The 25,415-nt window shown below is 59.2% G+C and carries 23 protein-coding genes and 1 other annotated feature; of the genes, 4 read left to right on the top strand and 19 right to left on the bottom strand.

Annotated features, from left to right (window positions below; genetic code table 11):
* Positions 1-10: 10 nt before the first annotated feature.
* From ACTQ3R_RS07065 to rimP, 8 genes are all read right to left on the bottom strand, one after another.
* Complete coding sequence (locus tag ACTQ3R_RS07065) at positions 11-958, bottom strand: DHH family phosphoesterase (protein ID WP_441778507.1); 948 nt, start codon at positions 956-958, stop codon at positions 11-13.
* A gap of 28 nt (positions 959-986) precedes the next feature.
* Positions 987-1,373: a 30S ribosome-binding factor RbfA gene (gene rbfA, locus ACTQ3R_RS07060; protein ID WP_441778508.1), complete on the bottom strand. Its 387-nt coding sequence runs from the start codon at positions 1,371-1,373 to the stop codon at positions 987-989.
* Positions 1,374-1,420: 47 nt separating this feature from the next.
* Positions 1,421-1,855: a hypothetical protein gene (locus ACTQ3R_RS07055; RefSeq protein WP_441778509.1), complete on the bottom strand. Its 435-nt coding sequence runs from the start codon at positions 1,853-1,855 to the stop codon at positions 1,421-1,423.
* A gap of 308 nt (positions 1,856-2,163) precedes the next feature.
* A complete protein-coding gene (gene infB, locus ACTQ3R_RS07050; protein ID WP_441778510.1) occupies positions 2,164-4,539 on the bottom strand; it encodes a translation initiation factor IF-2 in 2,376 nt (791 codons plus the stop codon).
* A gap of 21 nt (positions 4,540-4,560) precedes the next feature.
* Positions 4,561-5,190: a L7Ae/L30e/S12e/Gadd45 family ribosomal protein gene (locus ACTQ3R_RS07045; protein ID WP_441778511.1), complete on the bottom strand. Its 630-nt coding sequence runs from the start codon at positions 5,188-5,190 to the stop codon at positions 4,561-4,563.
* Positions 5,180-5,458: an RNase P modulator RnpM gene (gene rnpM / locus ACTQ3R_RS07040; protein WP_441778512.1), complete on the bottom strand. Its 279-nt coding sequence runs from the start codon at positions 5,456-5,458 to the stop codon at positions 5,180-5,182. Before rnpM ends, ACTQ3R_RS07045 begins: the two co-directional genes overlap by 11 nt.
* 95 nt (positions 5,459-5,553) lie before the next feature.
* Positions 5,554-6,729: a transcription termination factor NusA gene (gene nusA, locus ACTQ3R_RS07035; protein WP_441778513.1), complete on the bottom strand. Its 1,176-nt coding sequence runs from the start codon at positions 6,727-6,729 to the stop codon at positions 5,554-5,556.
* A 45-nt stretch (positions 6,730-6,774) separates the two neighbouring features.
* Positions 6,775-7,230 (bottom strand): ribosome maturation factor RimP, encoded by a 456-nt coding sequence (gene rimP / locus ACTQ3R_RS07030; protein ID WP_441778514.1) that lies wholly within the window; start codon positions 7,228-7,230, stop codon positions 6,775-6,777.
* A gap of 300 nt (positions 7,231-7,530) precedes the next feature.
* Here rimP and ACTQ3R_RS07025 point away from each other — a divergent pair, with 300 nt between their 5' ends.
* Positions 7,531-7,968 (top strand): hypothetical protein, encoded by a 438-nt coding sequence (locus ACTQ3R_RS07025; RefSeq protein WP_441778515.1) that lies wholly within the window; start codon positions 7,531-7,533, stop codon positions 7,966-7,968.
* A gap of 45 nt (positions 7,969-8,013) precedes the next feature.
* On the opposite strand, the gene ACTQ3R_RS07020 is transcribed toward ACTQ3R_RS07025, so the two are convergent.
* The 6 genes from ACTQ3R_RS07020 to ACTQ3R_RS06995 form a co-directional block, all read right to left on the bottom strand.
* Positions 8,014-10,023 (bottom strand): YgiQ family radical SAM protein, encoded by a 2,010-nt coding sequence (locus tag ACTQ3R_RS07020; RefSeq protein ID WP_441778516.1) that lies wholly within the window; start codon positions 10,021-10,023, stop codon positions 8,014-8,016.
* 55 nt (positions 10,024-10,078) lie between these two features.
* Positions 10,079-11,092 (bottom strand): aldo/keto reductase, encoded by a 1,014-nt coding sequence (locus ACTQ3R_RS07015; RefSeq protein ID WP_441778517.1) that lies wholly within the window; start codon positions 11,090-11,092, stop codon positions 10,079-10,081.
* A 116-nt stretch (positions 11,093-11,208) separates the two neighbouring features.
* Positions 11,209-13,854, bottom strand: coding sequence for a valine--tRNA ligase (locus ACTQ3R_RS07010; protein WP_441778518.1), 2,646 nt, complete (start codon positions 13,852-13,854; stop codon positions 11,209-11,211).
* Positions 13,855-13,892: 38 nt separating this feature from the next.
* Entirely contained in the window at positions 13,893-14,438 is a 546-nt protein-coding gene (locus ACTQ3R_RS07005; protein WP_441778519.1) for a YcxB family protein, read from the bottom strand.
* 53 nt (positions 14,439-14,491) lie between these two features.
* Positions 14,492-14,701 (bottom strand) — a binding site (T-box leader).
* 152 nt (positions 14,702-14,853) lie between these two features.
* Positions 14,854-15,642, bottom strand: coding sequence for a type III pantothenate kinase (locus tag ACTQ3R_RS07000; protein ID WP_441778520.1), 789 nt, complete (start codon positions 15,640-15,642; stop codon positions 14,854-14,856).
* 28 nt (positions 15,643-15,670) lie between these two features.
* On the bottom strand, positions 15,671-16,312 hold the full coding sequence (locus ACTQ3R_RS06995) for an ECF transporter S component (RefSeq protein ID WP_441778521.1): 642 nt from the start codon (positions 16,310-16,312) through the stop codon (positions 15,671-15,673).
* Positions 16,313-16,531: 219 nt separating this feature from the next.
* On the opposite strand from ACTQ3R_RS06995, the gene coaBC reads away from it, so the two are divergent.
* From coaBC to ACTQ3R_RS06980, 3 genes are all read left to right on the top strand, one after another.
* Positions 16,532-17,722: a bifunctional phosphopantothenoylcysteine decarboxylase/phosphopantothenate--cysteine ligase CoaBC gene (gene coaBC / locus ACTQ3R_RS06990; protein ID WP_441778522.1), complete on the top strand. Its 1,191-nt coding sequence runs from the start codon at positions 16,532-16,534 to the stop codon at positions 17,720-17,722.
* A gap of 116 nt (positions 17,723-17,838) precedes the next feature.
* Positions 17,839-18,327 (top strand): MarR family winged helix-turn-helix transcriptional regulator, encoded by a 489-nt coding sequence (locus ACTQ3R_RS06985; protein ID WP_441778523.1) that lies wholly within the window; start codon positions 17,839-17,841, stop codon positions 18,325-18,327.
* Positions 18,317-19,648 carry an MATE family efflux transporter gene (locus tag ACTQ3R_RS06980; protein ID WP_441778524.1) on the top strand — a complete coding sequence of 444 codons (1,332 nt, stop codon included), beginning with the start codon at positions 18,317-18,319 and terminating at the stop codon, positions 19,646-19,648. Before ACTQ3R_RS06985 ends, ACTQ3R_RS06980 begins: the two co-directional genes overlap by 11 nt.
* 40 nt (positions 19,649-19,688) lie before the next feature.
* Here the strand turns inward: ACTQ3R_RS06980 and ACTQ3R_RS06975 are convergent, their stop codons facing one another.
* The 5 genes from ACTQ3R_RS06975 to ACTQ3R_RS06955 all read right to left on the bottom strand — a co-directional run bounded on the left by ACTQ3R_RS06975 (position 19,689) and on the right by ACTQ3R_RS06955 (position 25,405).
* The gene (locus tag ACTQ3R_RS06975; RefSeq protein WP_441778525.1) at positions 19,689-21,845 is read right to left on the bottom strand and encodes a stage V sporulation T C-terminal domain-containing protein; all 2,157 of its coding nucleotides are present in this window, start codon (positions 21,843-21,845) and stop codon (positions 19,689-19,691) included.
* A gap of 129 nt (positions 21,846-21,974) precedes the next feature.
* Positions 21,975-22,229, bottom strand: coding sequence for a hypothetical protein (locus ACTQ3R_RS06970; RefSeq protein ID WP_441778526.1), 255 nt, complete (start codon positions 22,227-22,229; stop codon positions 21,975-21,977).
* A 222-nt stretch (positions 22,230-22,451) separates the two neighbouring features.
* Positions 22,452-22,712 carry a helix-turn-helix domain-containing protein gene (locus ACTQ3R_RS06965; protein WP_441778527.1) on the bottom strand — a complete coding sequence of 87 codons (261 nt, stop codon included), beginning with the start codon at positions 22,710-22,712 and terminating at the stop codon, positions 22,452-22,454.
* Between the two features lie 15 nt (positions 22,713-22,727).
* Positions 22,728-24,488 carry a type IV secretory system conjugative DNA transfer family protein gene (locus tag ACTQ3R_RS06960; protein WP_441778528.1) on the bottom strand — a complete coding sequence of 587 codons (1,761 nt, stop codon included), beginning with the start codon at positions 24,486-24,488 and terminating at the stop codon, positions 22,728-22,730.
* Complete coding sequence (locus ACTQ3R_RS06955; RefSeq protein ID WP_441778529.1) at positions 24,485-25,405, bottom strand: DUF3991 domain-containing protein; 921 nt, start codon at positions 25,403-25,405, stop codon at positions 24,485-24,487. Before ACTQ3R_RS06955 ends, ACTQ3R_RS06960 begins: the two co-directional genes overlap by 4 nt.
* Positions 25,406-25,415 lie beyond the last annotated feature (10 nt).

Here is a 25,415-nt window from a genome sequence, read left to right as displayed (position 1 = left end):
AGGTCCTCCCTTAGCCCTTGCGGACAGTCTCGATGGCGGCCAGCACGGCCTTTCGGACCTCTTCCATGGTGCCCTCCACCGTGGCTCCGGCGGCGGCGGCATGGCCTCCGCCGCCCAGAATGGCGCACACGGCGCTGGCATTCAAGTCTCCGGGATCGGTACGCAGGGACAGCTTGCAAACCCCAGGCTTAAGTTCCCGGAGGGTAATTCCGTTTTTCACGCCCTCCACCTGTCCCACAAAGGCAGAGATATCGTCGATGTCCCGCTCGTCGGCTCCCACCTGCTGAAGCATATCCAGGGTAAGGAACACCAGAGCGGTCTCTCCCCCGTCCCGCAGCTCCATTCCGGAAGCCAGCATGCCTTCAATTTTCAGACGCTTAAAGGATTTGGTCCGGAAATGGCGGCGGTTCACCGGGTAGGGGTCAAAGCCCGTCTCCATGAGAGCGGCAGCCACCCGGTGGGTGGCGGGGGTGGTATTGCTGTAGACAAAGCAGCCGCAGTCCGTGGACACGGCCACATACAAGGCCTCGCCCATTTCCGGGGTAATGGGCCCCAAATGCTGCACGATTTCGTACATCAGCTCCCCACAGGCCGCCCGCTTGGCGTCCAGGCAGGTGTGTTTGGCGTAAAATTCCTGAGAGGGATGGTGGTCAATGGTCAGCTCCACCCGCTCTAAATACCGCTTTGCGTTGTCCGGGAACAGGCCCCGTGCGGCCATATCCACCGCCACTACCGTCTCCGGCTCATACCCCTCAGGGGCCACAAGCCCCTCCAGGTAGGGCGTAAACAGGGAGGTGGCCTCGGGGTTATGGAGGACAAAAGCCTCCTTCCCCGCCTGGCGCAGACTGCGGCACAGCCCGGCAGCGCAGCCGATGGTATCCCCATCCGGGCGCACATGGGTCAGGATCAGATAGTGGTCATGCTTCTTTAACAGTTCAGCAGCTTCCAATGGTGTCATGGTTGTTCCTCCTGTCACAGAGTTAGGATTACTCCTCATCCAAAATGATGTGCGCGTTGGCCGGGTTGGCGGGCTTGACCACCTCAGGGTTGCGGAGCATCTCCAGAATATGGGCCCCCTGGTCGATGGAGTCGTCCCGAACAAAAGTGAGCTCAGGCGTGTTGCGCAGATTGAGGGTACGTCCCAGCTCCCGGCGCAGCCATCCGGAAGCGGATTTTAGCCCCTTGAGTACCTGCTCACAGTCGCTCTTGTCCAGCACACTGATATAAATTTTGGCATATTTCAGGTCGGGCGTGGTATCCACTGCTGTCACAGAAATCATGCCGGTCACGCGGGGGTCCTTCACCGACGGGATAAGGGATGCCAGCTCTCGCTGGATCTCCTCGTTAATGCGGCCAATTCGGTTGCTTGCCATGATTGTTGTACTCCTTTCCGGGCAGAATGTGCCCACAGGTCTCCGTCTCAGATCGTGACGACTATCCGGCACTGGCCTGGACAGCCGTTTTTTGTGGGGGGATTACAGAGCTGATCCAGAACGTCTTGATCCAGCTCACTCAACCTGCCGTGATAGCAGGGGATCTTCTCTTCCCTGTCATCTCCCACCCATAGGTTCCACAGCTCCACCTGCTCGCAGGCTGTGCAGTGGCGCTTCAAATAGTCCCGGAGCAGATCCGCCTCGTCCTCTCTGGCTTCCAGATTCAGCTCATACTGCCAAGGCTTCATCTCCAGGCTCAGGCTATCCACCGCTTCCCGATAGTATACATGCTCCTCAACCGAAAAGCCCGGAGTCTCCATGACTGCCTCTTCGCCCTCCACCGAAAGCTTGTATGTCCGGCGCAGCTCCGGATCAAACAGGGGCATGGGATGGTCCGCCGCTAAAAGGATCACACAGCTCATAGCATCCTCCCAATGATACGCGAAACAGGGCGGGCGAAAACGCCCGCCCTGTGCTTTAGGGTTTGATTCAGATTTTTGTTAAACCTCAATCTGCTCCATGATATAGGCCTCGATGATGTCGCCCTCTTTGATGTCCTGGAACTTCTCGAAGGTAATACCGCACTTCCCCACGGGATGTTTCATCCCGCGTGGACCCCTTGATTTCAAATGCTCGGGCGAAGTGAATTCACCCTGCGCAAATCTCAGCCTGCGGCTTCGATTTTACGCGCCAAAAGGCGCGCCCCGCTGCGCGGGGTACTCGCGCGGCATTACACCTGGATCTGCTCCATGATATAGGCCTCGATGATGTCGCCCTCTTTGATGTCCTGGAACTTCTCGAAGGTAATGCCGCACTCGTAGCCGGAGGCGACCTCCTTCACGCTGTCCTTAAAGCGCTGGAGGGAGGCGATGGCACCGTCGTAAATGACGATGTTGTCCCGCAGCAGCCGCATCTGGGCGCCCCGCTGCATCTTGCCGTCCAGCACGTAGCAGCCGGCCACCATGCCCACGCCGGTAATACGGAAGACATTGCGCACCTCGGCCCGCCCCAGATCCACTTCCTTGAACTTGGGTGCCAGCATGCCCTTCATGGCCGCCTCAATCTCGTTGATGGCGTCGTAAATGACCCGGTACATGCGCATATCTACGCCGCTGCGGGGGGCAGACTCCTTGGCGTTGGCGTCAGGCCGCACGTTGAAGCCCACGATGATAGCCCCGGAAGTAGCGGCCAGCATGACGTCGCTCTCGCTGATGGCACCCACAGCGCAGTGGATGACCCGCACCCGGACCTCCTCGTTGGAGAGCTTCTCCAACGAGGCCTTCACCGCCTCGGCGGAGCCCTGAACGTCGGCCTTGACGATGATATTCAGGTTCTTCATCTCCCCGGCCTGGATCTGGCTGAACAGATCGTCCAGGGTGACCTTGCCCACGCTGCTGTTGAGGGCACTCTTCTGCTCGTGCTTGCGCTGCTCCACCAGCTCGCGGGCCATACGCTCGTCGGCCACGGCGTGGAAGTCATCGCCCGCGCCGGGCACCTCGCTCATGCCGATGATCTCCACAGGGACGGAGGGACCGGCGGTAGTGACTTTCTTGCCCTGGGCGTTGGTCATGGCGCGGACACGGCCCACGGCGGTGCCGGCAATGATCACGTCGCCCTGCTTCAAGGTGCCGTTTTGCACCAACAGGGTAGCCACAGGGCCGCGGCCCTTGTCCAGACGGGCCTCAATGACGGCGCCGTGGGCGGAACGGTTGGGGTTGGCCTTCAGCTCGCGCATCTCAGCGGTGAGCACCACCATGTCCAGCAGGTTGTCGATGCCCATGCCGGTCTTGGCGGAGATGGGGCAGATGATGGTATCGCCGCCCCACTCCTCGGGCACCAGCTCATACTCGGTGAGCTGCTGCATGATCCGGTCGGGGTTGGCGGTGGGTTTATCCATCTTGTTGATGGCCACAATAATGGGAATCTCGGCGGCCTTAGCGTGGTTGATGGACTCCACGGTCTGAGGCATGATGCCGTCGTCAGCGGCCACCACCAGGATGGCCACGTCGGTGATCATGGCGCCGCGGGCACGCATGGCAGTGAAGGCCTCATGGCCGGGGGTGTCCAGGAAGGTGACGGGCTTGCCGCCCACATCCACCTGATAGGCGCCGATGTGCTGGGTGATGCCGCCGGCCTCGCCGGAAACCACATTGGCATGGCGGATATAGTCCAGCAGAGAGGTCTTGCCGTGGTCCACGTGGCCCATGACCACCACCACGGGGGCACGGGGCTGGAGATCCTCCTCCCGGTCCTCGGCAGTGTCGATGAGCTTCTCCTCGATGGTGACGATGACTTCCTTCTCCACCTTGCAGCCCATCTCCTCGGCAATGATGGCGGCGGTGTCGAAGTCGATGATCTCGCTGAGGGAAGCCATGACGCCGTTCTTCATCAGGCACTTGACCACCTCAGCGCCGGTCTTCTTCATACGGCTGGCCAGCTCACCCACGGAGATCTCATCGGGGATGAGGACCTTAACAGGGGCCTTCTTGGCAATCTCCAGCTGGAGCCGGCGCATACGGTCCTGCTCCTCCTGCTTGCGCTTGTTGCCGAAATTGCCGGCCTGCTTGCCGCCCCGCTGGCGCTGGGCGTTGCGGCCCTGGAATTTCTGCTTGCCGCCGCCCTGGGCCTGGCGCTCAGAGGTGAAGGATTCCAGACGCTCATCGTACTTGTCCAGGTTCACCGCCGGACCGCCGCGGGTATCCACGACCTTTTTCTCCCGCACACTGCTGGGGCGCTGGACGCTCTCAGTCTGGGGCTTTTGTTCGGCGGGGGCGGGAGCAGCCTTCTCCTCTTTCTGAGTGGCAGCGGGAGCGGCCTTCTTCTCCTGGGCCTCGGGCTTCTTCTCCACGGGCTTGGGCACGGATTTCTCCTCAGCCTTGGGCTCGTGGTAGGTATCGGCATAGACCGACTCGATGGAGTCGATCTCATTGTGCTGGGTCAGGTACTCAAAGACAATGGACAGCTCCTCATCGGTGAGAGGCTGCATATGGTTCTTGGGGGTGTGGCCATACTGGGTCAGGATGTCCATGACCTCTTTGGAGGGCAGCTCTTTGCCGCCCTTCTTAAAATCCTTGGCCACCTTGTGGATAGGATATTTGATCATCATATAGGGAAGCCACCTCGTTTCTTAGGGTTTCCGGAATGTTCCGGTGAGCCGCCTGCGGCCGGGTCCGGGGGTATGTTCCCTCGGGTTTTCTGCCTGGGCAGCCTTAGGGCGCCGGGCCTGGGACTTTGCCCCTTTGGGCGGGGCGGTGCGGCCCTTGGCCCCTTTGGAATGGGAGGTGGATTCCTCCCCCTCTTTCTTCACGGGAGGCGGGGCCCAGGGGTGCTTTTTCCCCTTTCCCTCCCGCAGGTTCTTTTCATGCTGGCGCTGCTCCTTCTGCCGCCGCAGCACCTTGTCGGCCTTCTGGCGAAGCTGGGAGGCAGCAGCCTCATACTTCTCCGGGTCGCGGGCACGGAGCTTTTCGCTCACCGCCGCGGCAAACCCCGCATCCGTCAGAGCCAGCATGGCGCAGGAGCTGCGCCCCAGCTGAAAGCCCAGCTCCTCTTTGGTAAAGGGCAGCTCCAGCCACAGCACGTTGCCCGCCTCACCAAAGTGGGCAGCCCGGCGGTAAGTGTTGGAGGCGGCGTCGGCAGCCAGGAGGACCAGCCGCGCCTGGCGGGCACGGCATACGGCGCCCACCGGCTCTTCACCGATCTCCAGCCGCCCGGCCTTTTTGGCCAGGCCCAGCAAATGAAGAATGGGATCATTGGCCATCCTGGGGCACCTCCTTCATCTGCATCTCCAGACCGGCCCAAACCTCGTCGGGCATCTGGGCGGAAAAGGCCCGCTCCAGGGCCCGGCTCTTTCGGGCCTTGGCAAGGCAGGCCGGGTCAGGGCACACATAGGCCCCCCGGCCGGGCAGCTTGCCCTTAAAGTCCAGGGATACGGCCCCCTCGGGTGAGCGGACCACCCGAATAAGCGCCTGTTTCGGTTTCATTTCCCGGCAGCCAAGGCATTGGCGCATGGGTATTTTCTTGGGCACGATTCGCACCACCCTTCGGTCAATTACAAATTAGAAATTGGGAGCAAACTGTATCGGACGAAACGGCTCCCGCCTTCTCGCTCCCTATTCAAGAATCAGGCCTCTTCCTCGGAAGCGGGCTTCTCGCTCTGCGGGGCCTCCTCAACGACGCTCTCCATGGCCTCGATGGGCTCCAGAGGGGCGGAAGCGGGCTTGATATCGATCTTATAGCCGGTGAGCTTGGCGGCCAGGCGGGCGTTCTGGCCCTCCTTGCCGATGGCCAGGGACAGCTGGTCGTCAGGGACCACCACCCGGCAGCTCTTGGCGTCAGGCAGCTCCTCCACACTGAGCACGTCAGCGGGAGACAGGGCAGCGGCAATATACTTCACAGGGTCCTCGGAGTACTGGATGAGATCCACCTTTTCCCCCTTCAGCTCAGAAAGCACATTGTCAATGCGCTGGTGCCGGGGGCCAATGCAGGCACCCAGGGCATCCACATTGGGATCGGCGGACCAGACGGCCAGCTTGGTACGGGACCCGGCCTCACGGGCCACAGACTTGATTTCCACGGTGCCATCGTAAATTTCAGGCACTTCCAGCTCAAACAGCCGCTTCACCAGCCCCGGATGGGACCGGGAGATGAGCACCTGGGGACCCTTGGTGGCCTTACGGACCTCCACCACATAGACCTTCAGGCGCTGGCCTTCGGTATAGGTCTCTCCGCGAATCTGCTCGTTGACCCCCAGATAGGCGTCGGTAAACTCGGAACCGGAGTGGATGCGCAGAGCCACCGCTCCGTTGCGGGGGTCAATGCGGGTGATGACACCGGTGAGCAGCTCGTGCTCCTTGCCGGAGAACTCGTCATAGACCATTCCCTGCTCGGCCTCCCGAATGCCCTGGATGATCACCTGGCGGGCGGTCTGGGCGGCAATGCGGCCAAAGCTCTTGGCCTTGACCTCCATACGCACTACGTCCCCCAGCTCGGCCTGGGGCAGAACGGACCGGGCCTCTTCCAGGCTGATCTCGGTGGCGGGATTGTCCACCACCTCTACGATCTCCTTCTTCAAAAACAGACGGACGGTGCCCTTTTCTTCATCGGCCTCCATCACCAGGTTCTCCCCCACGCCCTCGTGGTCCCGCCGGTAGGCGGACAGCAGGGCCTGGGTCACCTTTTCCATCATGTAGCCGGGCTTAATGCCCTTTTCCTGCTCGATCTGGTGGATGGCCTCGAAAAACTCCTTGCCGTCCATCTCATTGCTGTTGACTTTTTTCTTTGTCACTCTCTTAGCCACAGTTGTTTCCTCCTAAAGCTTCCCCAGGGGGGAGTCCACATTCTATTAAAATCTGGGATAGAGCCGCACCAGGGCAATTTCCTGTTTGGTAAAGGACTGGGGTTCATTTCCCACTTCCAGGGTTACCCCGCCGTCCTCATAGCCCCGCAGCAGACCTACAAACTCCTTCCGGCCCTCACGGGGGCGGTAGAGCTTCACTTCTACCTCGGCACCCATAAACTGCTCAAAATGCTCAGGCTTTTTCAGTACCCGGTCAGCCCCGGCGGAGGACACCTCAAAGGTGTAGCTGCCCTCAATGGGGTCCGCCTCATCCAAAAGGTCGGACAGGGGCCGGGAGACGGCCTCGCAGTCGTCAATGGACACGCCGCCCTCCTTGTCGATATACACCCGGAGGAACCACTCCCCCGCTTCTTTTACATATTCCACGTCCCACAGGGAGCACCCCGCCCCCTCCACAATGGGCGCGGCCAGGGCGGCTACCGTTTCCGTTACCTTTGCCATGGACAAAACCTCCTTCCGATTTGGGCACTTTTTTGGTTTTTTTCAATCAAAAAGAGCGGAGCCTCAACCCCACTCTTACCAATACTACCTTCATTCTGGATATACTATACCATACCATCTCTTCAAATGCAAGAGGGCAGGGGAACTTTTTTCCAAAAGATGGACGTTTCGTCGCCATTTCTCCCGAAAAAAGAATTTTTTCCAGCTTCTCCGCCCATTTCCGGCCCTACTGCAAAAAATACGGGACATACTACTCTTCGGATGGAACCTCCACATCTTTTTTCAGCGGGAGGATACAGGATGAAAAAGCTTGCATTGGCCCTGGCTCTGGCGCTGACCCTTACCGGCACGCTGACGGCCTGCGGCAGAACAGACACGGTGAAGGGCGTCGATCCCATGACCGGCAATCCCATCATCGGGAAAGTAAACCGCAGTTCTGAGCCCAACCGAACCGGCAAGGCCTGGGACTATCTGGACGATGCCCGTTACACCGCAGGGTCCAACGGGAAGGTCTACGGCAATGACGGAAATCCCATCACACGGGATCTGACTCAGGGAGCCCGTGACATGGTCCGAGGCGCCGGCGACGCTGTAGGCGACGTAGGCCGTGGGGTTGGCAATGCCGTAGGCGACGTGGGTCGTGGGGTTGGCGACGCTGCACAGGACATCGGCAGCGGCGTGGGCAACGCCATGAACGACCTGGGTAAAGATATGACCGGGCAGAGCAAAACCTATTAATCGCACAAAGCCAAAAGCGAGGCGGGATATCCCGCCTCGCTTTCTTTATTTTTTCTTTTTCGGCTTTGCCCAGCCTGCCTTGCGCACAGGCTTTTGAGCAGCACTCTTTCGCTCCACGGAGTGACGGCCATCAAAGCCCTTTCCAGACTTACCAGGCTGGCGCTTCCCCCGTGCGGGGGCAGCGGCTTTCTTTTCTTTGGAAGGGGCACTGCGGCGGTCCTTCTCTCCCTGGGCAGCGGAACTTTGTCCCTTCCCTGGGCGGATGAGGCAGTGCTTTCCGTAGCCGATCAGGTCCTCCCGGCCGGTCTTGCGGAGGGCCTCCAGCACCAGGGAGCGGTTCTGGGGCTTGCGCCACTGCATGAGGGCCCGCTGAAGCGCCTTATCATGGGGCGTTTTGGGTACAAATACGGGCTTCATGGTCCGGGGGTCCAACCCTGTATACCACATGCAGGTGGCCAGAGTGCCGGGAGTGGGATAGAAGTCCTGGACCTGCTCAGGCATATGGCCCTGTTTATTGAGCCACTCGGCCAGCTGCACCGCATCCTCCAGGGTACAGCCCGGATGGGAGGAGATGAGGTAGGGCACCAGATACTGGTCCTTGCCATAGCGGCGGTTGAGCTTAAAGTATTTCTCCCGGAACTTCTCATAGACCTCGATGTGAGGTTTTCCCATGTAGTCCAGGGTGTGGTTCACACAGTGCTCCGGGGCCACTTTGAGCTGCCCGGAGATGTGGTGCTGGACCAGGTCGGTAAAGAACTCTCCGCTGGGGTCCTTCATCAGATAATCAAAACGGATGCCTGAGCGGATAAAGACCTTCTTCACTTTGGGGATCTCCCGGAGCTTCCGAAGGAGCATCATATAATCCGTGTGGTCCGCGTCCAGGTTGGGACAGGGCTCGGGAGCCAGACAGGCGCGGTTTTTGCACATGCCGTGCTTTAGCTGCTTCTGGCAGGAAGGCCGACGGAAGGTAGCGGAAGGACCGCCCACATCATGGATGTATCCCTTGAAGCCCGGATGCTCTGTAAGGGCCTTTACCTCGCGAATGACGCTCTCATGGCTGCGGCAGGAGATGGTCCGCCCCTGGTGGAAGGCCAGGGAACAGAAGTTACAGGCCCCAAAGCAGCCCCGGTTGTGGGTCACCGAGAAGCGCACCTCCTCAATGGCAGGCACGCCTCCCATGGCATCGTACATGGGGTGGGGCTCCCGGACATAGGGCAGCTCTGCCACCCAATCCATCTCCTGGGTGGTAAGGGGATAGGCCGGAGGGTTGACCATGAGAAACTCCCGGCCATGCTTTTGAAGGATGGCTTTGCCCGACACCGCGTCGTGCTCCAGATACTCGGTCATGTTGGCCCGCGCGTAGGCCTCCTTGCTCTGGGAAACCTCCTCAAAGGAGGGGACTTCCACCTTGGGATAAGCACACACATCAGGATATTTGACCGCCACACAGGTGCCCCGCACATCGGTGATCTCCTCCACGGGGGTGCCGCTTGAAAGGCGCGCGGCAATCTCCATGGAGGCCTTCTCCCCCATGCCGTAGGTGAGAATGTCCGCCTGGGCGTCAAAGAGAATGCTCCGGCGCACCTTATCTTCCCAGTAGTCGTAGTGGGCGAAGCGGCGCAGGCTGGCCTCCAGCCCCCCGATGATAATGGGGATGTCCCCAAAGGCCTCCCGCACCCGGTTGGAATAGACCACGGTGGCGTGGTCGGGGCGCAGCCCCGCCTTCCGGCCCGGAGAATAGGCATCGTCGTGGCGGCGTTTCCGGGCGGCCGTATAATGGGCTACCATGGAGTCGATGTTCCCCGCGGAGATCATCACACCCAGTTTTGGACGACCCAGGGCTTTGAAGCTTTCAGCACTGTGCCAGTCGGGCTGGGCCAGAATGGCCACCCGGTAGCCCTGGGACTCCAGCACCCGGCCGATAATGGTAGGGCCGAAGGAAGGGTGATCCACATAGGCATCTCCGGTAATGAGGAGGAAGTCGTAAGAATCCCAACCCCGGCGCTCCATGTCTTCTTTGGAAACGGGCAGAAATAAATCGCGGTCAAAGCTCATGATGGGCCTCTTTTCTCTTTGGGTTCAAATTTGCCGTTCTCGGCGGGGATATCCGTTATTTCTCAAAATAAGTCCAGTACTCCTGGTAGTTTTCCTGGAGCAGACGGGGGGTATCCAGGCCGTAGGGGCATTTTTTGCTGCACTGGTTGCAGTGCAGGCACAGCTCAATTTTCTTCATCTCATCCTGCCATTGCTGGGTGAGATATTCCTCCCGAGGCATGCGCCGGAGCAAAAGCCCCATGCGGGCACACTGGTTGATCTGGATCCCAACGGGGCAGGGCATGCAGTATCCGCAGGAGCGGCAGAAGTTCCCAGTCAGTTCGGAGCGGTCATGGTCCACCATGTCCTGATACTCCTGGGTCCAGGCGGGGGTCTCTTTGACACAAGCGAGGAACTGATCCAGTTCCCACTCATGCTGAACCCCCCAGATGGGCACGACACCCTCCTGCCGGGCCATCCAGGCAGCGGCCACTGTTCCATTCCGGAGCAGACCTCCGGCCATGCCCTTCATGGCGATAAAGCCCATGCCCTTCTCCCGGCACTTGTCCACCAGCTCCTGATCCTTTTCCCCGCACAGATAGCTGTAAGGGAACTGCAAGGTGGCATAAAGGCCGGAATCAATGGCCTCGTGAGCCACGGTCAGGCGGTGGTTGGTAATGGAGATGTGGCGGATCTTTCCCTGGGCCTTGGCCTCCAGGGCGGCGTCATAGAGCCCGTCCTCTCCCCCAGGCTTGGGGCAGAACGGCGGATTGTGGAACTGGTAGACATCAATGTAATCGGTACCCAAATTCCGCAGACTGGTCTCCAGGTCCCGTTTCATCCCTTCCCCGGTGAGCGCCCCGCTTTTGGAGGCAATGATCACCTTGTCCCGGCAGCCCCGAAATGCATAGCCCATTTTTTCCTCGCTGTCGGTATAGGCCCGCGCAGTGTCAAAGAAGTTGATGCCTCCGTCCATGGCCTTGTGCAGCAAATAGGCGGCAGCGTCTCGCGAGACGCGCTGGATGGGCAGACAGCCCATTCCGTTTTTTTCAATGACGATCCCGGTACTTCCCAATTGGATCTGGGTCATGGGTATCGCTCCCTTCTTGTTGCATATTCTGTCTTTATTAAACCCCACACCCGGCCAGTCTGTCAAGGAAAACAAAGGCTGGGCGGCACACCGTACCGCCCAGCCTTTTCAATTGGTTACATCCCGCTCAGCTGTTCCTGGAGCTTGGCCACAAGCTCCGTGAGCTTGACCGCCCGCTCCCGCTCAGCCTCCACCACATGGGCAGGGGCCTTGTTCACAAAGCCGGGGTTATTGAGTTTGGTGTTCAGCTTCTGAAGCTCGTCGGTGTTCTTCTTCAGTTCCTTCTCCATCCGGGCCTTTTCCTTCTCCAGGTCTACCAGCTCGGCCAGAGGAATGAAGATCTGGGCAGCATGGGTGACCACGGTGACCTGTCCGGCCGCGGCAGGGGCCTCAGAGGCGGAGACGATGTTGACCTCGCTGGCATAGGCCAGCTTCTTGAGGAAAGCCTCGCCCAGGCGGAACACCTCACCCTCATCGGTGGCCAGAGTGAGCTGCGCCTTCTTGGAGGGGGGCACGTTCATCTCGCTGCGGCGGGTACGCACGGCGCGGATGGCGTCCATGATGAGCTCCATGGCCTTCTCCTCCTGGGGGAAATTCATAGCCTCGTTGGCCACGGGCCAGGACTGGAGCATAAGGAAGCTTCCCTCCTCCACCCCGTCCTCGTGGGGCAGAGCCTGCCAGATCTCCTCCGTGATGAAGGGCATGAAGGGGTGCAGAAGCTTGAGCATATTGGTAAGCACATAGCACAGCACCTGCTGGGCCCGGACCTTGCTGTCCTCATCATCGCCCTGGAGGCGGGTCTTGGTCAGCTCGATATACCAGTCACAGTAGTCATCCCAGATGAAGTCATAGATCTTCTGGGCAGCCACACCCAGCTCATACCGGTCCATATTCTCGGTAATTTCGGGGATGACCCGGTTGAGCTTGGAGAGGATCCACTTGTCCTCCAGCTCCAGCTTCTGGGGCAGCTCACACTTGTCGATGGTCAGGTTCATCTTCAGGAAGCGGCTGGCATTCCAGATCTTGTTGGCAAAGTTGCGCATAGCCTCGCACCGCTCGGTGTAGAAGCGCATGTCATTGCCGGGGCTGTTGCCGGTAACCAGGTTAAAGCGCAGCGCGTCGGCGCCGTACTTGTCGGCGATCTCCAGGGGGTCGATGCCGTTGCCCAGGGACTTTGACATCTTCCGGCCCTTGTCGTCCCGGACCAGGCCGTGGATGAACACAGTGTGGAAGGGGGGCTTCTTGGTCTGCTCGCAGGCAGAGAAGATCATCCGGGCTACCCAGAAGAAGATGATGTCATAGCCAGTGACCAGTACGTCGGTGGGATAGAAGTAATTAAGATCCTCAGTCTTCTCCGGCCAGCCCAGGGTGGAGAAGGGCCACAGGGCGGAGGAGAACCAGGTATCCAGCACGTCCGGGTCCCGCTCAATGTTCTTGGAATGGCAGTGCTCACACTCGGTGGCATCCGTGCGGCTGACGGTCATCTTGCCGCAATCGGCGCAGTACCACACCGGGATCTGGTGGCCCCACCACAGCTGGCGGGAAATACACCAGTCGTGGACGTTCTCCATCCAGTTGGTGTAGGTCTTGGAGAAGCGGTCGGGCACAAACTTGACTTCTCCCTCATTGACTACCCGCAGGGCTTCCTTGGCCAGAGGGGCCATCTTCACAAACCACTGGGCGGAGATGATGGGCTCCACGTCGTTGTGGCAGCGGTAGCAGGTGCCCACGTTGTGCTGGTGGGGCTCCACCTTCACCAGGTAGCCCTGCTCCTCCAGGTCGGCCACAATGGCCTTCCGGGCCTCGTACCGGTCCATGCCGGAGTAGCGGCCGTAGCCCTCTACCACCTTGCCGTTGTCGTCCAGGACGCGGATGGTCTCCAGATTCTGGCGCAGGCCCACCTCAAAGTCGTTGGGGTCGTGGGCAGGCGTCATCTTCACGCAGCCGGTACCAAACTCCATGTCCACATACTCGTCGGCCACGATGGGCATCTCACGGCCCACCAGGGGCAAAATGCACTTCTTGCCCACAATGTCCTTGTACCGCTCATCGTCGGGATGGACGGCCACGCCGGTGTCACCCAGCATAGTCTCCGGACGGGTGGTGGCCACGATCACATACCGGTCCTTCTCCCCCTGGATGGGGTAGCGGATGTGCCAGAAGTATCCGGGCTTGTCCTGATACTCCACCTCAGCGTCGCTGAGGGCAGTGACACAGTGGGGACACCAGTTGATGATCCGGCTGCCTTTATAGATAAGGCCCTTCTCATACAGGGAGCAGAAGGTCTCCCGCACGGCCTTGGAGCACCCCTCGTCCATGGTGAACCGGGCCCGGTCCCAATCGCAGGAGGCACCCAGCTTCTTCTGCTGCTCTACAATGCGGTTTCCGTACTTGTGCTTCCAGTCCCAAACCCGCTCCAGGAACTTCTCCCGGCCCAGGTCATAGCGGGTGAGCCCCTCCTTAGTGCGCAGCTCCTCTTCCACCTTGATCTGGGTGGCGATGCCCGCGTGGTCGGTGCCGGGCACCCACAGGGCGGCATAGCCCTGCATGCGCTTAAAGCGGGTAAGAATATCCTGGAGGGTGGAATCCATAGCGTGGCCCATGTGGAGCTGGCCCGTTACGTTGGGCGGGGGCATAACAATGGTAAAGGGCTTCTTTTTGGGGTCGCGGTGGCCTTTGAAGCAGCCCGACTCCTCCCACTTTTTATAAATTCTGGCCTCAGCCTCCTGAGGCTCATAGACCTTTGGAAGTTCTGTATTCATCTTCGTCACATCCTATTCAGAATTATTGATTGCATACGTTAAGCCTTGGCGCTGCGGCCCACCCAGCGGGTCTTGATCTGGCACTTCTCCTCCAGCAGGCTCCGCAGATCATCCGGGCTGCCGCCCTGGATCTGGCTCTTGCTGATCGCCATGCCCTTGCCCCGGTGGTGGAAGAGGTAAAAGGCAAGCTCGGTTTCCATCAGGGTGTCGCAGTCGGAGTAGGGGTAGCGGACGGACTGGGGGCCACGGGTGATATCCACACCGTAGTCTCCAAAAACAAACTCGTCAACGACCTTCTGCTTCCCGATTTTCCGTTTGATCCGCCAGGCGGAGTAGTGGGAGAAAAAGCAAAACATCCCGGCCAGAATAACGGCCAGCACGAAATAAACCATCGCCAAGCCCGGATTCTCATCCGTACTGGTTAAAATGGTCACACCCAAAAAGGCACTTCCCACCGCGGCCACCAAGAGAATCCCTCTGCGAAACAGGAGCCATCTCTTGTTTTTTGTCTGGGCCTCCACCCGCTGAAGGTCCACCAAATGGGCAAAGTCATAATCGGTTCTTGCTTTCATGGCAGGTTCCATGCTTTCCGTCCTTTCCTTGTTCCGCGTAAAAAAACGCCCTGGGCCGGTTTTCGGCTCAGGGCGAATCAAAATCCGCGGTACCACCTGAATTTCCCCATAGGGACGCTCATACCCTCTGTAACGGGAGGACCCGTTGTCTCTTACTATCCCTTCAGAAACACAGCTCCGGGGCCACTTCTTCCCGCTCCCACCGCGTCCTTGCACCACCCGGCCGCTCTCTGTGTGTGGAAAACGGGGATACTCCTCCCCTTCTGCGCATTTGTCGTGGTGGTATTATATCCAGTTTCCCCGTTTCTGTCAAGAGACTGCCCCCCGTTCCCAGAAAGAATCGGGGATTTTCCCGTCCACAGACCGGAAAAGCGGTTTTTAAAAAAAGGCCGGTCCCGAGGCTCGGGACCGGCTTGTGCCATATGGGTCATGGTTCGCAGCGCTTATGCTCGGCAGCGTTCTTCTTATAAATGATATTCAGGCCTTTCAGCAGCAGGTCCCGGTCCACCTGGATCTTCCGGCGGCACAGGGGTACCACAAACTGGGCCATGCCCCCCGTAGCTACCACAGTGGTGGAGTAGCCCAGCTCTTCCTCCACCCGGTCCAGCATACCGTCGATCATGGCGGCGGTGCCATACATGATGCCGCTGCGCATACAGTCGATGGTGTTTTTTCCGATGACCTTCTTGGGCTTGTCCAGGCGGATACCGGGCAGCTGGGCGGTACGGGAGGTGAGGGCCTCCAGAGACACCCGCACGCCGGGAATGATGCATCCGCCCAGATAGGCGTTGCCCTTGCCCACTACCTCAATGGTGGTGGCCGTACCCAGATCCAGCAGGGTCAGGGGGGGCTGAAACTCCGCCAGAGCGGCCACCGCGATCACGATTCGGTCACTGCCCACCTGGGAGGGGGTGTCCATCTGGATGTTGAGCCCCGTCTTGATGCCCGGTCCCACCACCATGGGTTCCCGGCCTGTGAGCTTCACAATACCGGTGCGCACGGAGTTAAAAACCGGAGGCACCACCGAGGAGATAATACAGTCGTCCACGTCTTTGGGCTTGACCTCAAAAAGGGAGAGGATATTTTTGATCTCCACTCCGTACTGGTCCGAGGTCTTAATGTGGTCGGTGGCAATGCGCCCTTCAAAAAGGATTTTGTCATCCTGAATTCCGCCGATGACGATGTTGGTATTGCCGATATCAATAGCTAACAGCATAACTGACACCTGATTTCTTTCTGCAAATTCACGCCCTGCGCAGGACGATTTGATTCATCCGTAAAAGAGCCTTTCCAATGGCGGTGACCAGGATGACCGCTCCGATGGCCTCTGCCACACCAGAGGTACCGATGACCCCCAGGATGGTCCACATCACCGCATCCATGGCGATATTCTGGGCCGCGGCGTACTCCGGGGCCAGCAGCAGAGCAATGCTGCCCATGACCGTGATCGTATTGGTCAGGGCCCCTGCAGCCCCCACAATAGGCAGGGCCAAAAGGTCGGGGAAGCGGCGCTTTTTCAGCAGAATCCACAGCCACCCGGACACCACACCAATGAGAATCCGGCAGCCCAGCACGATCCACAGGGACTTAAGCGCCCCCACCGCCCCCGTATTGGCCGCGGCAATGACCGGGGAAAAGGCAAAGGACAGCAGCGCCGGGGTCATGGTATTGTTCCAGATGGAACAAAGGCCAAATACGCCCCCCAAAATTCCTCCGGCCATGGGCCCCAGCAGGACCGCCCCGATGATGACGGGGATGTGCAGGGTGGTGGCCTTGATCAGAGGCAGGGGAATCAATCCGATCCCCGTAATGTTCAGGAAGAGCTGGATAGCGATGAGCAGGGCCATCATGGCCAGCCAACGGGTGTCCTTTTTCTGTGTTTGCATATTCAATTTACCTCCTGCTGCCGCTCCCTTAGTTGGGATGCAGCGCAATTTTTGAGAATGTGCTTCATTCTCTCGCGGGTGGTATTATACAGGTTTCCGCTCACCAATGCAAGAAAAAATCAACATTGGCCAATATTTTTGCAAGGCTTTACACTTTGAGGGAAAGCCGGTATAATCAAGGAAGAATGTCACCTTTGTATTTGGAAAGAAGGAAGGATCATGCTGAAGGGAAAAACAATCCTGCTGGGGGTCACCGGGGGAATCGCCGCTTATAAGTCCGCCTACCTGGCCTCGGCGCTGGTGAAGCTCCATGCCAACGTGGAGGTTGTGATGACCGAGCACGCCACCCGCTTCATTGCTCCGCTGACCTTTGAGCAGCTTACCGGACGGCGGTGCATGGTGGACACCTTTGACCGGAATTTCAGCCACCAGGTGGAGCACATCGCTCTGGCCGACCGAACGGACCTGGTGATCATCGCTCCGGCCACCGCCAACGTATGCGCCAAGCTGGCCCATGGCCTTGCCGACGACATGCTTACCACCACTGTGCTGGCCTGCACCTGTCCAAAGCTCATTGCCCCGGCCATGAACACCCACATGTTCAAAAACCAGGTCACCCAGGACAACCTGGACATCCTGCGCCGGTACGGCTGGGAGGTCATCGCCCCCGGCTCGGGCCACCTGGCCTGCGGCGCGGTGGGCCCCGGACGCATGCCCGAGCCCCAGGAGCTGGTGGAGCACATTCTCCGCTCCATCGCCCTGCCCCACGACCTTGCAGGCAAGCGGGTACTGGTCACTGCCGGCCCCACCCAGGAATCCCTGGACCCGGTGCGTTACCTCACCAACCACTCCACGGGCAAGATGGGCTATGCCATCGCCAAAATGGCCATGCTCCGTGGCGCTCAGGTCACCCTCATTTCCGGCCCCACCGCTTTAGAAAAGCCCCCCTTTGTGGAGGTAGTTGACATCGTTTCCGCCCAGGACATGTTTGAGGCGGTCACCGCCCGGCAGGAGCAGTCCGACCTCATCTTCAAGGCCGCTGCTGTAGCCGATTATACTCCCGCTGACTACTGCGACGACAAGATCAAAAAGAAAGACGGGGACATGTCCATCCCTTTAAAGCGTACCCAGGACATTCTCCAGCACCTGGGGGCCCACCGCCGGGAGGGCCAGGTGATCTGCGGCTTCTCCATGGAGACAAGGGACATGCTGGAAAACAGCCGCGCCAAGCTCGCCAAAAAACACGTGGACATGATCTGTGCCAACAACCTGAAGGTAACGGGAGCGGGGTTCGGCACCGACACCAATGTCATTACCCTTATCACGCAGGACGACATCACCGAGCTGCCCCTCATGTCCAAGGAGGAGGCCGCCGGACGGATCATTGACCGGGCACTGGAACTTCTGTAATCTCCATGTTCGCGCCCTTCGGCCGCTGCCGAGGGGCGCGTTTCTTTCTCTTGACAAAAGTCCGAAATCGGACTACACTGTGGATCGAGTCCGATTTCGGACATTAGGAGGTTCCCATGGAAGACATGACCTTTTCCCAGTTTATTACCGCGTATAACTCCCTTATTAAGGAGGACAACAGCCTGTACCACGCCCTGGCCAAGAGCTTTGGACTGTCGGACACGGCCTTTTGGATTTTATATATCCTGGAGGAGTCTGACCAGGCAGTTACCCAGGCTGAGCTGTGCGCAATATCATGTCTCAGCAAGCAGACGATCAACTCCGCCCTAAAGGGCTTGTCCGACTCCGGCTACATCCGTTTGGAGACCTCTCACGGAAAGCAGCGGGGAAAGCATTTGACCCTGACCCCTCTGGGCATGGAATTGATCCAGCGCACCATCCACCCCGTCTTCCGTATGGAGGAGCTGGCTTATCAGGGGCTCAGTCCCGAAGAGCGGCAAACCCTGCTCCGCCTCAACGGCCGGTATCTGGAGCTGCTGCGCCAGGCGGCCCGCCCCCTTTTGCAACAAAATTCTCAGGAGGATCCTGTTTCCAATGCAGATTAAACTTTCGGACCATTTCACTTACAGCAAATTGCTGCGCTTCACCCTTCCCTCCATCGTGATGATGGTAGTCTCTTCCATCTACAGTGTGGTGGATGGGCTGTTCGTCTCCAATCTGATTGGAGAACTGGCCCTTTCCGCCGTAAACATCATGTTTCCAATCTCCATGATCCTGGCCTCCTTCGGCTTTATGCTGGGCACCGGAGGCGGGGCCATTGTGGCCCGGACCATGGGTGAGGGAAAGCAGGAGCTGGCCAACCGCTACTTCTCCATGATCATCTACTGTGTCCTGGGCCTGGGCCTGGTGTTTTCCATTTTCTCCGTGGTGTTTATTGAACCCATCGCCCATCTGGCGGGGGCCAGCGACCTTCTGATGGAGGACTGCATCGCCTATGGCCGGATTTTACTGGGAGGCAGCGTGGTGTTTATGCTCCAGGTCTCCTTCCAGGTCTTTTTCGTGGTGGCTGAACAGCCTCAGAAGGGGTTATTTTTCTCCCTGTGTTCCGGCCTTACCAACATGGTGCTGGACTATGTGCTCATCGGCCCGCTCCAAATGGGAGTGGCCGGGGCCGCCTGGGCCACCGTGATGGGCTACGCGGTGGGCGGCCTTCTCCCCCTGCTCTACTTCTTCCGTCCCACCAAGGGTACTCTTCACCTCACAAATACCCGCTTCTATGGGCGGGAACTGAAAAACGCCTGTCTCAACGGCTCCTCCGAGCTTATGAGCAACCTGTCCTCCTCCATCGTCAGCGTACTTTATAACCTTCAGCTCATGCGCATGATCGGCGAATCCGGTGTTGCCGCCTACTCGGTGATGATGTATGTGGACTTTGCCTTTGTAGCCGCCTTCCTGGGCTTCTCCATGGGCAGCGGCCCCATCGTCAGCTACCACTATGGAGCTGCCAACCACCCAGAGCTTCAAAATGTGTTCCGAAAGAGCATGGTGGTCATCTCCATTTCCTCTCTGGTCATGGTGACAGCCTCTGAACTCTTAAGCCGTCCCCTGGCCATGGCCTTCGTGGGCTATAGTCCGGAGCTTCTGGAGATGACGGTCCACGGCTTTCGGCTGTTCGCCTTGAGCTATCTGTTCTGCGGCTTTGGCATTTACGGCTCCGCCTTCTTCACCGCACTGTGCAACGGGGCCATCTCTGCCCTGTTGTCCTTCCTGCGCTCCTTCCTGTTCCGGGGCGGACTGGTTCTGCTCATGCCCCTGGTGCTGGATCTGGACGGCATCTGGCTTGCAGTTGTGGCCGCTGATGGACTGGGGGCCCTGGTGGCCATTGCCTTCCTCATCGGCAAGCGGAACAAATATCACTACCTGTAACAAAAAACGCACCCGCTCCTTGTGAGAACGGGTGCGTTTTTTAGCTCTCCATATGCCGGCCCAAAAAGGCGGCAATGGACTGGGCCAGCTTATACTCCACTTCGCCGCCGCCCAGCTGGTCAGGTCCCCCGGCAAAGAGGACACAGCCCAGCACGTCCCCTTCGGACAAAATGGGCGCTGCAATGCTGATGGCAAACTTGTCGCTGTCGGCACACAGGGGAATGGGTGCCTCCCCAGACTTGTACTGATAAATCTGTCGTCCCTCCATCAGCCGCTCCAATTGGTGGGAAATGGGCTTGTCCGTCAGTTCCCGGCGCGGGACCCCGGCCACAGCCACACAGCTGTCCCGGTCGGTGATGACGGTGAGCTTTCCGGTGGTCCGGTTCAGGGTCTCGCACAGCTGCCCGGCGAAGTCCACCACTCCCCCCATCAGGGAATACTTTTTAAAAATGACGCCCCCGTCTTTATCGGTGAAAATCTCCAAGGGGTCACCGTCACTGATAACGTTGGCATGGAACACCTTGTCCGGCCGCTTGGCGGCGGACTGGATGACGGTCACGTTTGCGCTATGCTCCATGCCCCCCTTAAAATTTACGGCGTCCTCCCTGGGGGCCGCGTGGAGGATGGCGTCGATGTCCGACTGAAGCTCAAGCTCCAGGTGGTCCTCAAAGACCCGGATGTTGCGGATCATCAGCTCCAGGTCGGCTCGCTCCAGGTGCTCCTTTTGGAGAATGTCGGCAAAGACCTCCAGGGCGGTCCGGGCGGAGCGATTCACTTCAATGATGGTGTTGCGCTTGTTGGCCAGCATGTCGATCTGGTGGTTGAGACCCTCGATCTTCTTTTGGAGGTCCGCCTCCAGCTCGTCATAGGTTTCGGCCAGCAGCGCCTCCTGCTCCGGGTGCTTCATCAGGTCCCGGATGCGCTGGCGCTTGGTCACCTTCAGCTCCTCCTGAAGGTCGGCCAGTACCTCCGCCAGGCGGTCGGCGCTCTGTTCCGTCTCCTCCACATCCTCCTGCTCGTGGGCCAGGTCCTCGTTGAGGCGGTCCAGCAGCGCCCGGGAGTGCTCCATCACCAGGCGGACGTAGCTTTTCAGCAGCTCGTCCAGCTTGTCCGTGCGGATGTGGTGGGAGGAGCACCCCGCCCGCCCCCGGCGGTGGTAGGTGCCGCAGAGATAGGCGGGGCGCAGCTCCCGGCGGCTCATGGCAAACATGGGGGCGCCGCAGTCCCCGCACTGGAGAAAGCCGGAATACACATTGTCGTACTTTTTGACCCCCCGGTAGTTGGAGGTGGAGCGCTTTTCCCTGAGCGCCCGGGTGGTGGCGAAGGTGCGGTAGTCGATGATGGCCTGGTGGTGGTTCTCAATGACGATCTGTTCCTCTTCCTCCTGGCGCACATCCTTGCCGTTAATTTTCTTCCGGGTGTACTTGCCCTGGCGGAGGGTGCCGATGTAGAAGTCGTTGTCCAGAATCCCCTGGACGGTGACGATGGCCCACACGTTCTTCACCGGGCGCTTATATTCCTCCCCCGCCGCCTCCTTCCGGTCCCGCTCCGCCATGCGGGGGGTGGGAATGCCCTGGTCGGTGAGGTAGTTGGCAATCTTCTTGTAGCCCCACCCCTCCTCGTTGTAGAGCCGGAAGATGGTGCGGACAATGTCCGCCTCGGTGGGGACGATCTCAAACTCCTGGCGCTTGTTAATAAGGTACCCGTAGGGGGCGGCGCAGATCCACTTGCCGTCCGCCTGGCGGCGCTTGATGACGTTTTTCACCTTCTTGCTGGTGTCGGTCACCGGCATCTCGTTGATGAGGAACTGGAACTGGATTTTCAGCCACTCGTCGTCGTTGGGAAAGTCGATGTTGTCCCCGATGGAGATGATCCGCACCCCCGCGTCCCGCAAATCCTCCAGCTCCACCAGGCCCCGGCTATTGCGCCGGGAGAATCGGGAGAAGTCCTTGACGATGAGGATGTCATATTGGTGGCTCATAAGCCCCCGGCGCATGGCCTGGTAGCCCTCCCGTTGCTCGAAGGTATAGCCCGAGCGGTCCCGGTCCTCGTAGAAGGTGAGGGTGCTGCCGGGGAATTTGTGCTTCACGAAGTCCTGGATGATAGCCTTCTGGTTTTCAATGGACACGTTGTCCCGGTCCAGCTCGTCGTCCACCGAGATTCGGGTGTAGCCCGCAATGTCAAAGGTCTCGGTCATAGCTTTCCTCCCAAAACAATGTAGTTTGTATCTTTTTTCTTTTTGCAGATAACATTGTACTCCTGTTTTGTTCAAAAAGCAACCAGAAAAAATTGACGGGGGAGGCAGCTTTTCTGCCTCCCCCGTTTCTTACAGGACCATGGCCTGCTGTCCTTGCTCCTGCACTTGCTTCTCCGCCGCCCTCCGGCGGTTGTAGAGGAGCAGGTCCCTAGTCTGCTGGTACAGGTCTTCCTCCCCGGAATAAAATACCGCTACCATGTAATTTTGCGCCTTATACTGCCGGTAGAGGGGCTTCAGGGATTCCAGGAATTGCTTATCATTCTTTTCATCCCGGGTGAGCCAGAGCTCCACCACTTTGCTCTGCTCCTTTACTTCCATGCGCACTGGGCTGTCATCTCCTCTCCAATAGTTTCCTCTGTGTGAGGCAAACTATTCCTCTATTTTGTATTTGTAATTGGCCTGGTTTTTGTTCTCTGTACTTTGTTCTCTTCTAGAGTGAGCTGTTCTGGGGCTCTCACCATGAACCGCCCCTGGGTCCAGCAAACCGGCGCACTCTCCCCTTGGCGGAAGGGTGCGCCTGTTTGCTATTTGCCGGATCCGTAACTACTACTTCAGAAGGATGTATAGGTTGGAGGTGCGGCTGCCATTCTCCCGGTACCTGGCCTGTCTCTGAACCCAGCCGCTGCGCTCCAGCTCCTTTAACGCCCGCCGGACGGTGGAGCGGGACAATCCCAAGTCCCTGGCAATGGTCTTGACGCCCGGCCAGCAGGAGCCGGAGACAGCGGAGCGGTCTTTTAGGTAGATGTAGACGGTTTTGCACCGGTGGGGCAGGCGCTCCTCGGCATAGATGCTCTGAAAATAACTCATTGGCGCTCACCTTCCTTATAACTTCATCCCCTTATGATCTCCGGCTGTGCCCTCCTCTTCAAACATCTTCTCCCCGGGTATGCACCGGACCTTGCCATAGCGCTCCAGGATGCTGCTGATCAGCGCTTTCTTGTCCGCGTACCGGACCTCGCCGTTCTCCCTGGGCGGCACGGCATACGGCTCCTCAAAGGTGATCCCCCACTCCAGAAAGAGCCGCAGGCGGGTGCGCATGGGGTGGCAGCCAGTCTTCATCACGATGAACTCCCCCTTAGGGAGGGCTTTCAGCTCGTCCGGCGTCAGCAGCGGCTTTCCCGCCATCTGGAGGGATTGCCCCAGGTCGTTTTTGCTGCGGTTAATGTAGCCCGTTTGAATGGTGCGGCTGCCCAGGGCCTTGGACAGCACCTCCGCCGTCTGGCTCCCAGGAGCGAAGCCGCCGAATATGGTGTCCTGGGTGTTGTCCCGGATGATCTCGCTGCCCTCCTTGCCGTAGTTCTTCTCCAGTTGGGCCAGAGACTGGATAATAGGCACCAGGATCAGCCGCCGGGATCGCCCGGCTGAAAACAGAGGCAGGATGTCAAAGGGCGGCATGGTCCCCAGCTCGTCACAGAAAAATACCACCCGGTTTGGGAGCTTGCCTCCGTAGGCGTCCGCCAAGGTGAAGAGCTCCCGGCTCAGATTCTGGATCATAAGCCCCGCCATAAAATTCTTGGTCGGATCTTCCTCCGGCAGTACCAGAAAGATGGCGCATTTCTCCTCAGCAAATGTCCTGGCGTCAATGGAGCTGTCAAAGCAGATGACCTGTTCCAAGTCGCTGTCCAGGAAAGCGTTGAGCCGGGAAAACAGCGTGGACATGACTGAGTTCATGGCCTGCTCCGAGGTTTTCAGGGCGGCGTCAGACAGCCACCGGGCCATATGGTCCTCGGGCAGCTTGCTCATGAGAAGGTGGAACTGGGCTTTTCCCTTTACGGCGGAGGGCTCCATCAGATCCTGCACCAGCTTGAACACCGAGACAATGTGCCGCCGGTCGGTGGGGTCTTGAGGTGTAGGCGGCAGAAATTCCGACAGCAGAAGGACCACCGAGGCCAGCACTCCCTCCGCCGCCTCATAGAAGTAGGCGTTCTGGCCGCGGCTGCCGCTGTCCCCCTCCGGATTGACAATGGTTTTTGCCAGGAGCTTGGCGTACTTCTCCGCCTTGGCTCTGGCTCCCAGATCCGTCGGATCCTTCCGGGCCTGGTCCATCCAGTGGTTGATGACGGTGAGCAGATTGTACCCGTCTGACCGGCTGGGGTTTCTCAGGTCGATGACCGACACCTTGTAGCCGTAGTACTTTTCCGCGATAGTCCCATAGTTCCGGGCCAGGTCCCCTTTGGTATCGCTGGCAAAGAAGCTCATCCCGCTGGCACAGGCGTATTCCAGATTGGGGTACAGGAAGAAAGCCGTCTTGCCCACGCCGGATGCGCCAATCATCAGGCAGTGGATGTCGTCGCTGTCCACCAGGGCAATAACCTGCTTTTTTCTCACGGTGCTGCCCAGGACCAGTCCCTGGATCCTGGGGCGGTTTTTCCCGCCGCGCCAGGCCTCTACCTGGAACGGCACATGGGCGAAGGTCTCCCGGATCTCTTTGGGAGTAGCCCAGCGGGCAGTACCGTGCTGCCCGTCCCCCACGGTCTTGGCCTTGATCCGGTCAAGGGAATACCGGTTGGAGGAGGTCAGGGCTGCCATCAGGAGCAGCAGTCCACCGACCGCCAGCAGAAAAACCAGTTGCTCCGTTTTCATCCCGGTCCCCCCATAGTCATTGTCTCTTGCTCTTGATTTCCAGCGCACAGGTCATCGTTCCAGTCCTTGTGCTCCGGAAGGAGCCGGTCTGAGGCGATGTTAAATTGCTCCGCGATCTGCTCCGCCATGCGCAGGCTGCCCGTCTCTCCGGCCTGGTCGTTGTCCAGACAGAGATATACTTCCTCGGGTGCGGACATCCGCTCCAGCATGGATAGCACCGGAATGGCAGAGGTTCCACAGCAGGCCACATAGCTGTGGGCCTGCCAATCTTCCGGGTACAGGGTGAGGTAGGAGAGCAGATCAATGGGGGCCTCAAATACAAAGAGCCGTCCATCTATCCCCATATGGTGGAAGCTGTATTTGGGGTCACTGCCCTCCACATTCTGTCGGAAGGCCTTGCCAAAGCTGTTGCAGCTTCGCTTGTGGGCATGGCGTGGGATTCCCTGCTCGTCCCGCCCCACAAACACGCAGTTGTGATATTTGGCGTCCTCGTAGAGAAGCCGCGCCCGTGCAAAGTGCGTAACGACGCTGCGGTCGATGTGCCGGTGCTTCACCAGGTAGGCGAACACCCGGCGCATATCCCGGTTGGCCTGCGGCAGTTCAAATGGCTTGGGCGGCGTTTTGGTGCTCTGGGCGACGGGATAGGTTTGTCCGCTCCTGTGCCCCAGCAGCTCCTCCACCGCCTCCGGGTAGCTGAGGCCATAGTGCTTCCGGACAAAGCTGATGGCATTGCCCCCCTCGTGCTCCTCGTGGTCATACCACTCGCTGCCCCGGATGGTGATGCTGCGGTCGCTGGCCAATCGCTTTTCCCTGCCGGACGGGAGGAGATTCTCCCCCCGCTGCCGGAGAAATTCCGCTAAATCTACCGAGGCGGCCCGTTCTTTTTCTTCCGCCGTCAATGGAATATAGGTTCCCATCTCAACATTC

Origin of the sequence: Lawsonibacter sp. LCP25S3_E2, assembly GCF_052117285.1 — a bacterium.
GTDB lineage: Bacteria > Bacillota > Clostridia > Oscillospirales > Oscillospiraceae > Lawsonibacter.
This window is presented reverse-complemented; position numbering and strand designations above follow the sequence as displayed.

What these genes read in the sequence shown, in the direction of transcription:
- ACTQ3R_RS07005 (WP_441778519.1), bottom strand. Translation starts at nt 14,438, where the DNA reads ATGGAACCTGCCATGAAAGCAAGAACCGATTATGACTTTGCCCATTTG.
- ACTQ3R_RS07065 (WP_441778507.1), bottom strand. Translation starts at nt 958, where the DNA reads ATGACACCATTGGAAGCTGCTGAACTGTTAAAGAAGCATGACCACTAT.
- ACTQ3R_RS06985 (WP_441778523.1), top strand. Translation starts at nt 17,839, where the DNA reads ATGGAAGACATGACCTTTTCCCAGTTTATTACCGCGTATAACTCCCTT.
- ACTQ3R_RS06995 (WP_441778521.1), bottom strand. Translation starts at nt 16,312, where the DNA reads ATGCAAACACAGAAAAAGGACACCCGTTGGCTGGCCATGATGGCCCTG.
- ACTQ3R_RS06955 (WP_441778529.1), bottom strand. Translation starts at nt 25,405, where the DNA reads ATGGGAACCTATATTCCATTGACGGCGGAAGAAAAAGAACGGGCCGCC.
- ACTQ3R_RS06980 (WP_441778524.1), top strand. Translation starts at nt 18,317, where the DNA reads ATGCAGATTAAACTTTCGGACCATTTCACTTACAGCAAATTGCTGCGC.
- ACTQ3R_RS07020 (WP_441778516.1), bottom strand. Translation starts at nt 10,023, where the DNA reads ATGAGCTTTGACCGCGATTTATTTCTGCCCGTTTCCAAAGAAGACATG.
- infB (WP_441778510.1), bottom strand. Translation starts at nt 4,539, where the DNA reads ATGATGATCAAATATCCTATCCACAAGGTGGCCAAGGATTTTAAGAAG.
- coaBC (WP_441778522.1), top strand. Translation starts at nt 16,532, where the DNA reads ATGCTGAAGGGAAAAACAATCCTGCTGGGGGTCACCGGGGGAATCGCC.
- ACTQ3R_RS07045 (WP_441778511.1), bottom strand. Translation starts at nt 5,190, where the DNA reads ATGGCCAATGATCCCATTCTTCATTTGCTGGGCCTGGCCAAAAAGGCC.
- ACTQ3R_RS06965 (WP_441778527.1), bottom strand. Translation starts at nt 22,712, where the DNA reads ATGAGTTATTTTCAGAGCATCTATGCCGAGGAGCGCCTGCCCCACCGG.
- ACTQ3R_RS07025 (WP_441778515.1), top strand. Translation starts at nt 7,531, where the DNA reads ATGAAAAAGCTTGCATTGGCCCTGGCTCTGGCGCTGACCCTTACCGGC.
- ACTQ3R_RS06975 (WP_441778525.1), bottom strand. Translation starts at nt 21,845, where the DNA reads ATGACCGAGACCTTTGACATTGCGGGCTACACCCGAATCTCGGTGGAC.
- rbfA (WP_441778508.1), bottom strand. Translation starts at nt 1,373, where the DNA reads ATGGCAAGCAACCGAATTGGCCGCATTAACGAGGAGATCCAGCGAGAG.
- ACTQ3R_RS07015 (WP_441778517.1), bottom strand. Translation starts at nt 11,092, where the DNA reads ATGACCCAGATCCAATTGGGAAGTACCGGGATCGTCATTGAAAAAAAC.
- rimP (WP_441778514.1), bottom strand. Translation starts at nt 7,230, where the DNA reads ATGGCAAAGGTAACGGAAACGGTAGCCGCCCTGGCCGCGCCCATTGTG.
- ACTQ3R_RS07055 (WP_441778509.1), bottom strand. Translation starts at nt 1,855, where the DNA reads ATGAGCTGTGTGATCCTTTTAGCGGCGGACCATCCCATGCCCCTGTTT.
- ACTQ3R_RS07010 (WP_441778518.1), bottom strand. Translation starts at nt 13,854, where the DNA reads ATGAATACAGAACTTCCAAAGGTCTATGAGCCTCAGGAGGCTGAGGCC.
- ACTQ3R_RS06960 (WP_441778528.1), bottom strand. Translation starts at nt 24,488, where the DNA reads ATGAAAACGGAGCAACTGGTTTTTCTGCTGGCGGTCGGTGGACTGCTG.
- ACTQ3R_RS07000 (WP_441778520.1), bottom strand. Translation starts at nt 15,642, where the DNA reads ATGCTGTTAGCTATTGATATCGGCAATACCAACATCGTCATCGGCGGA.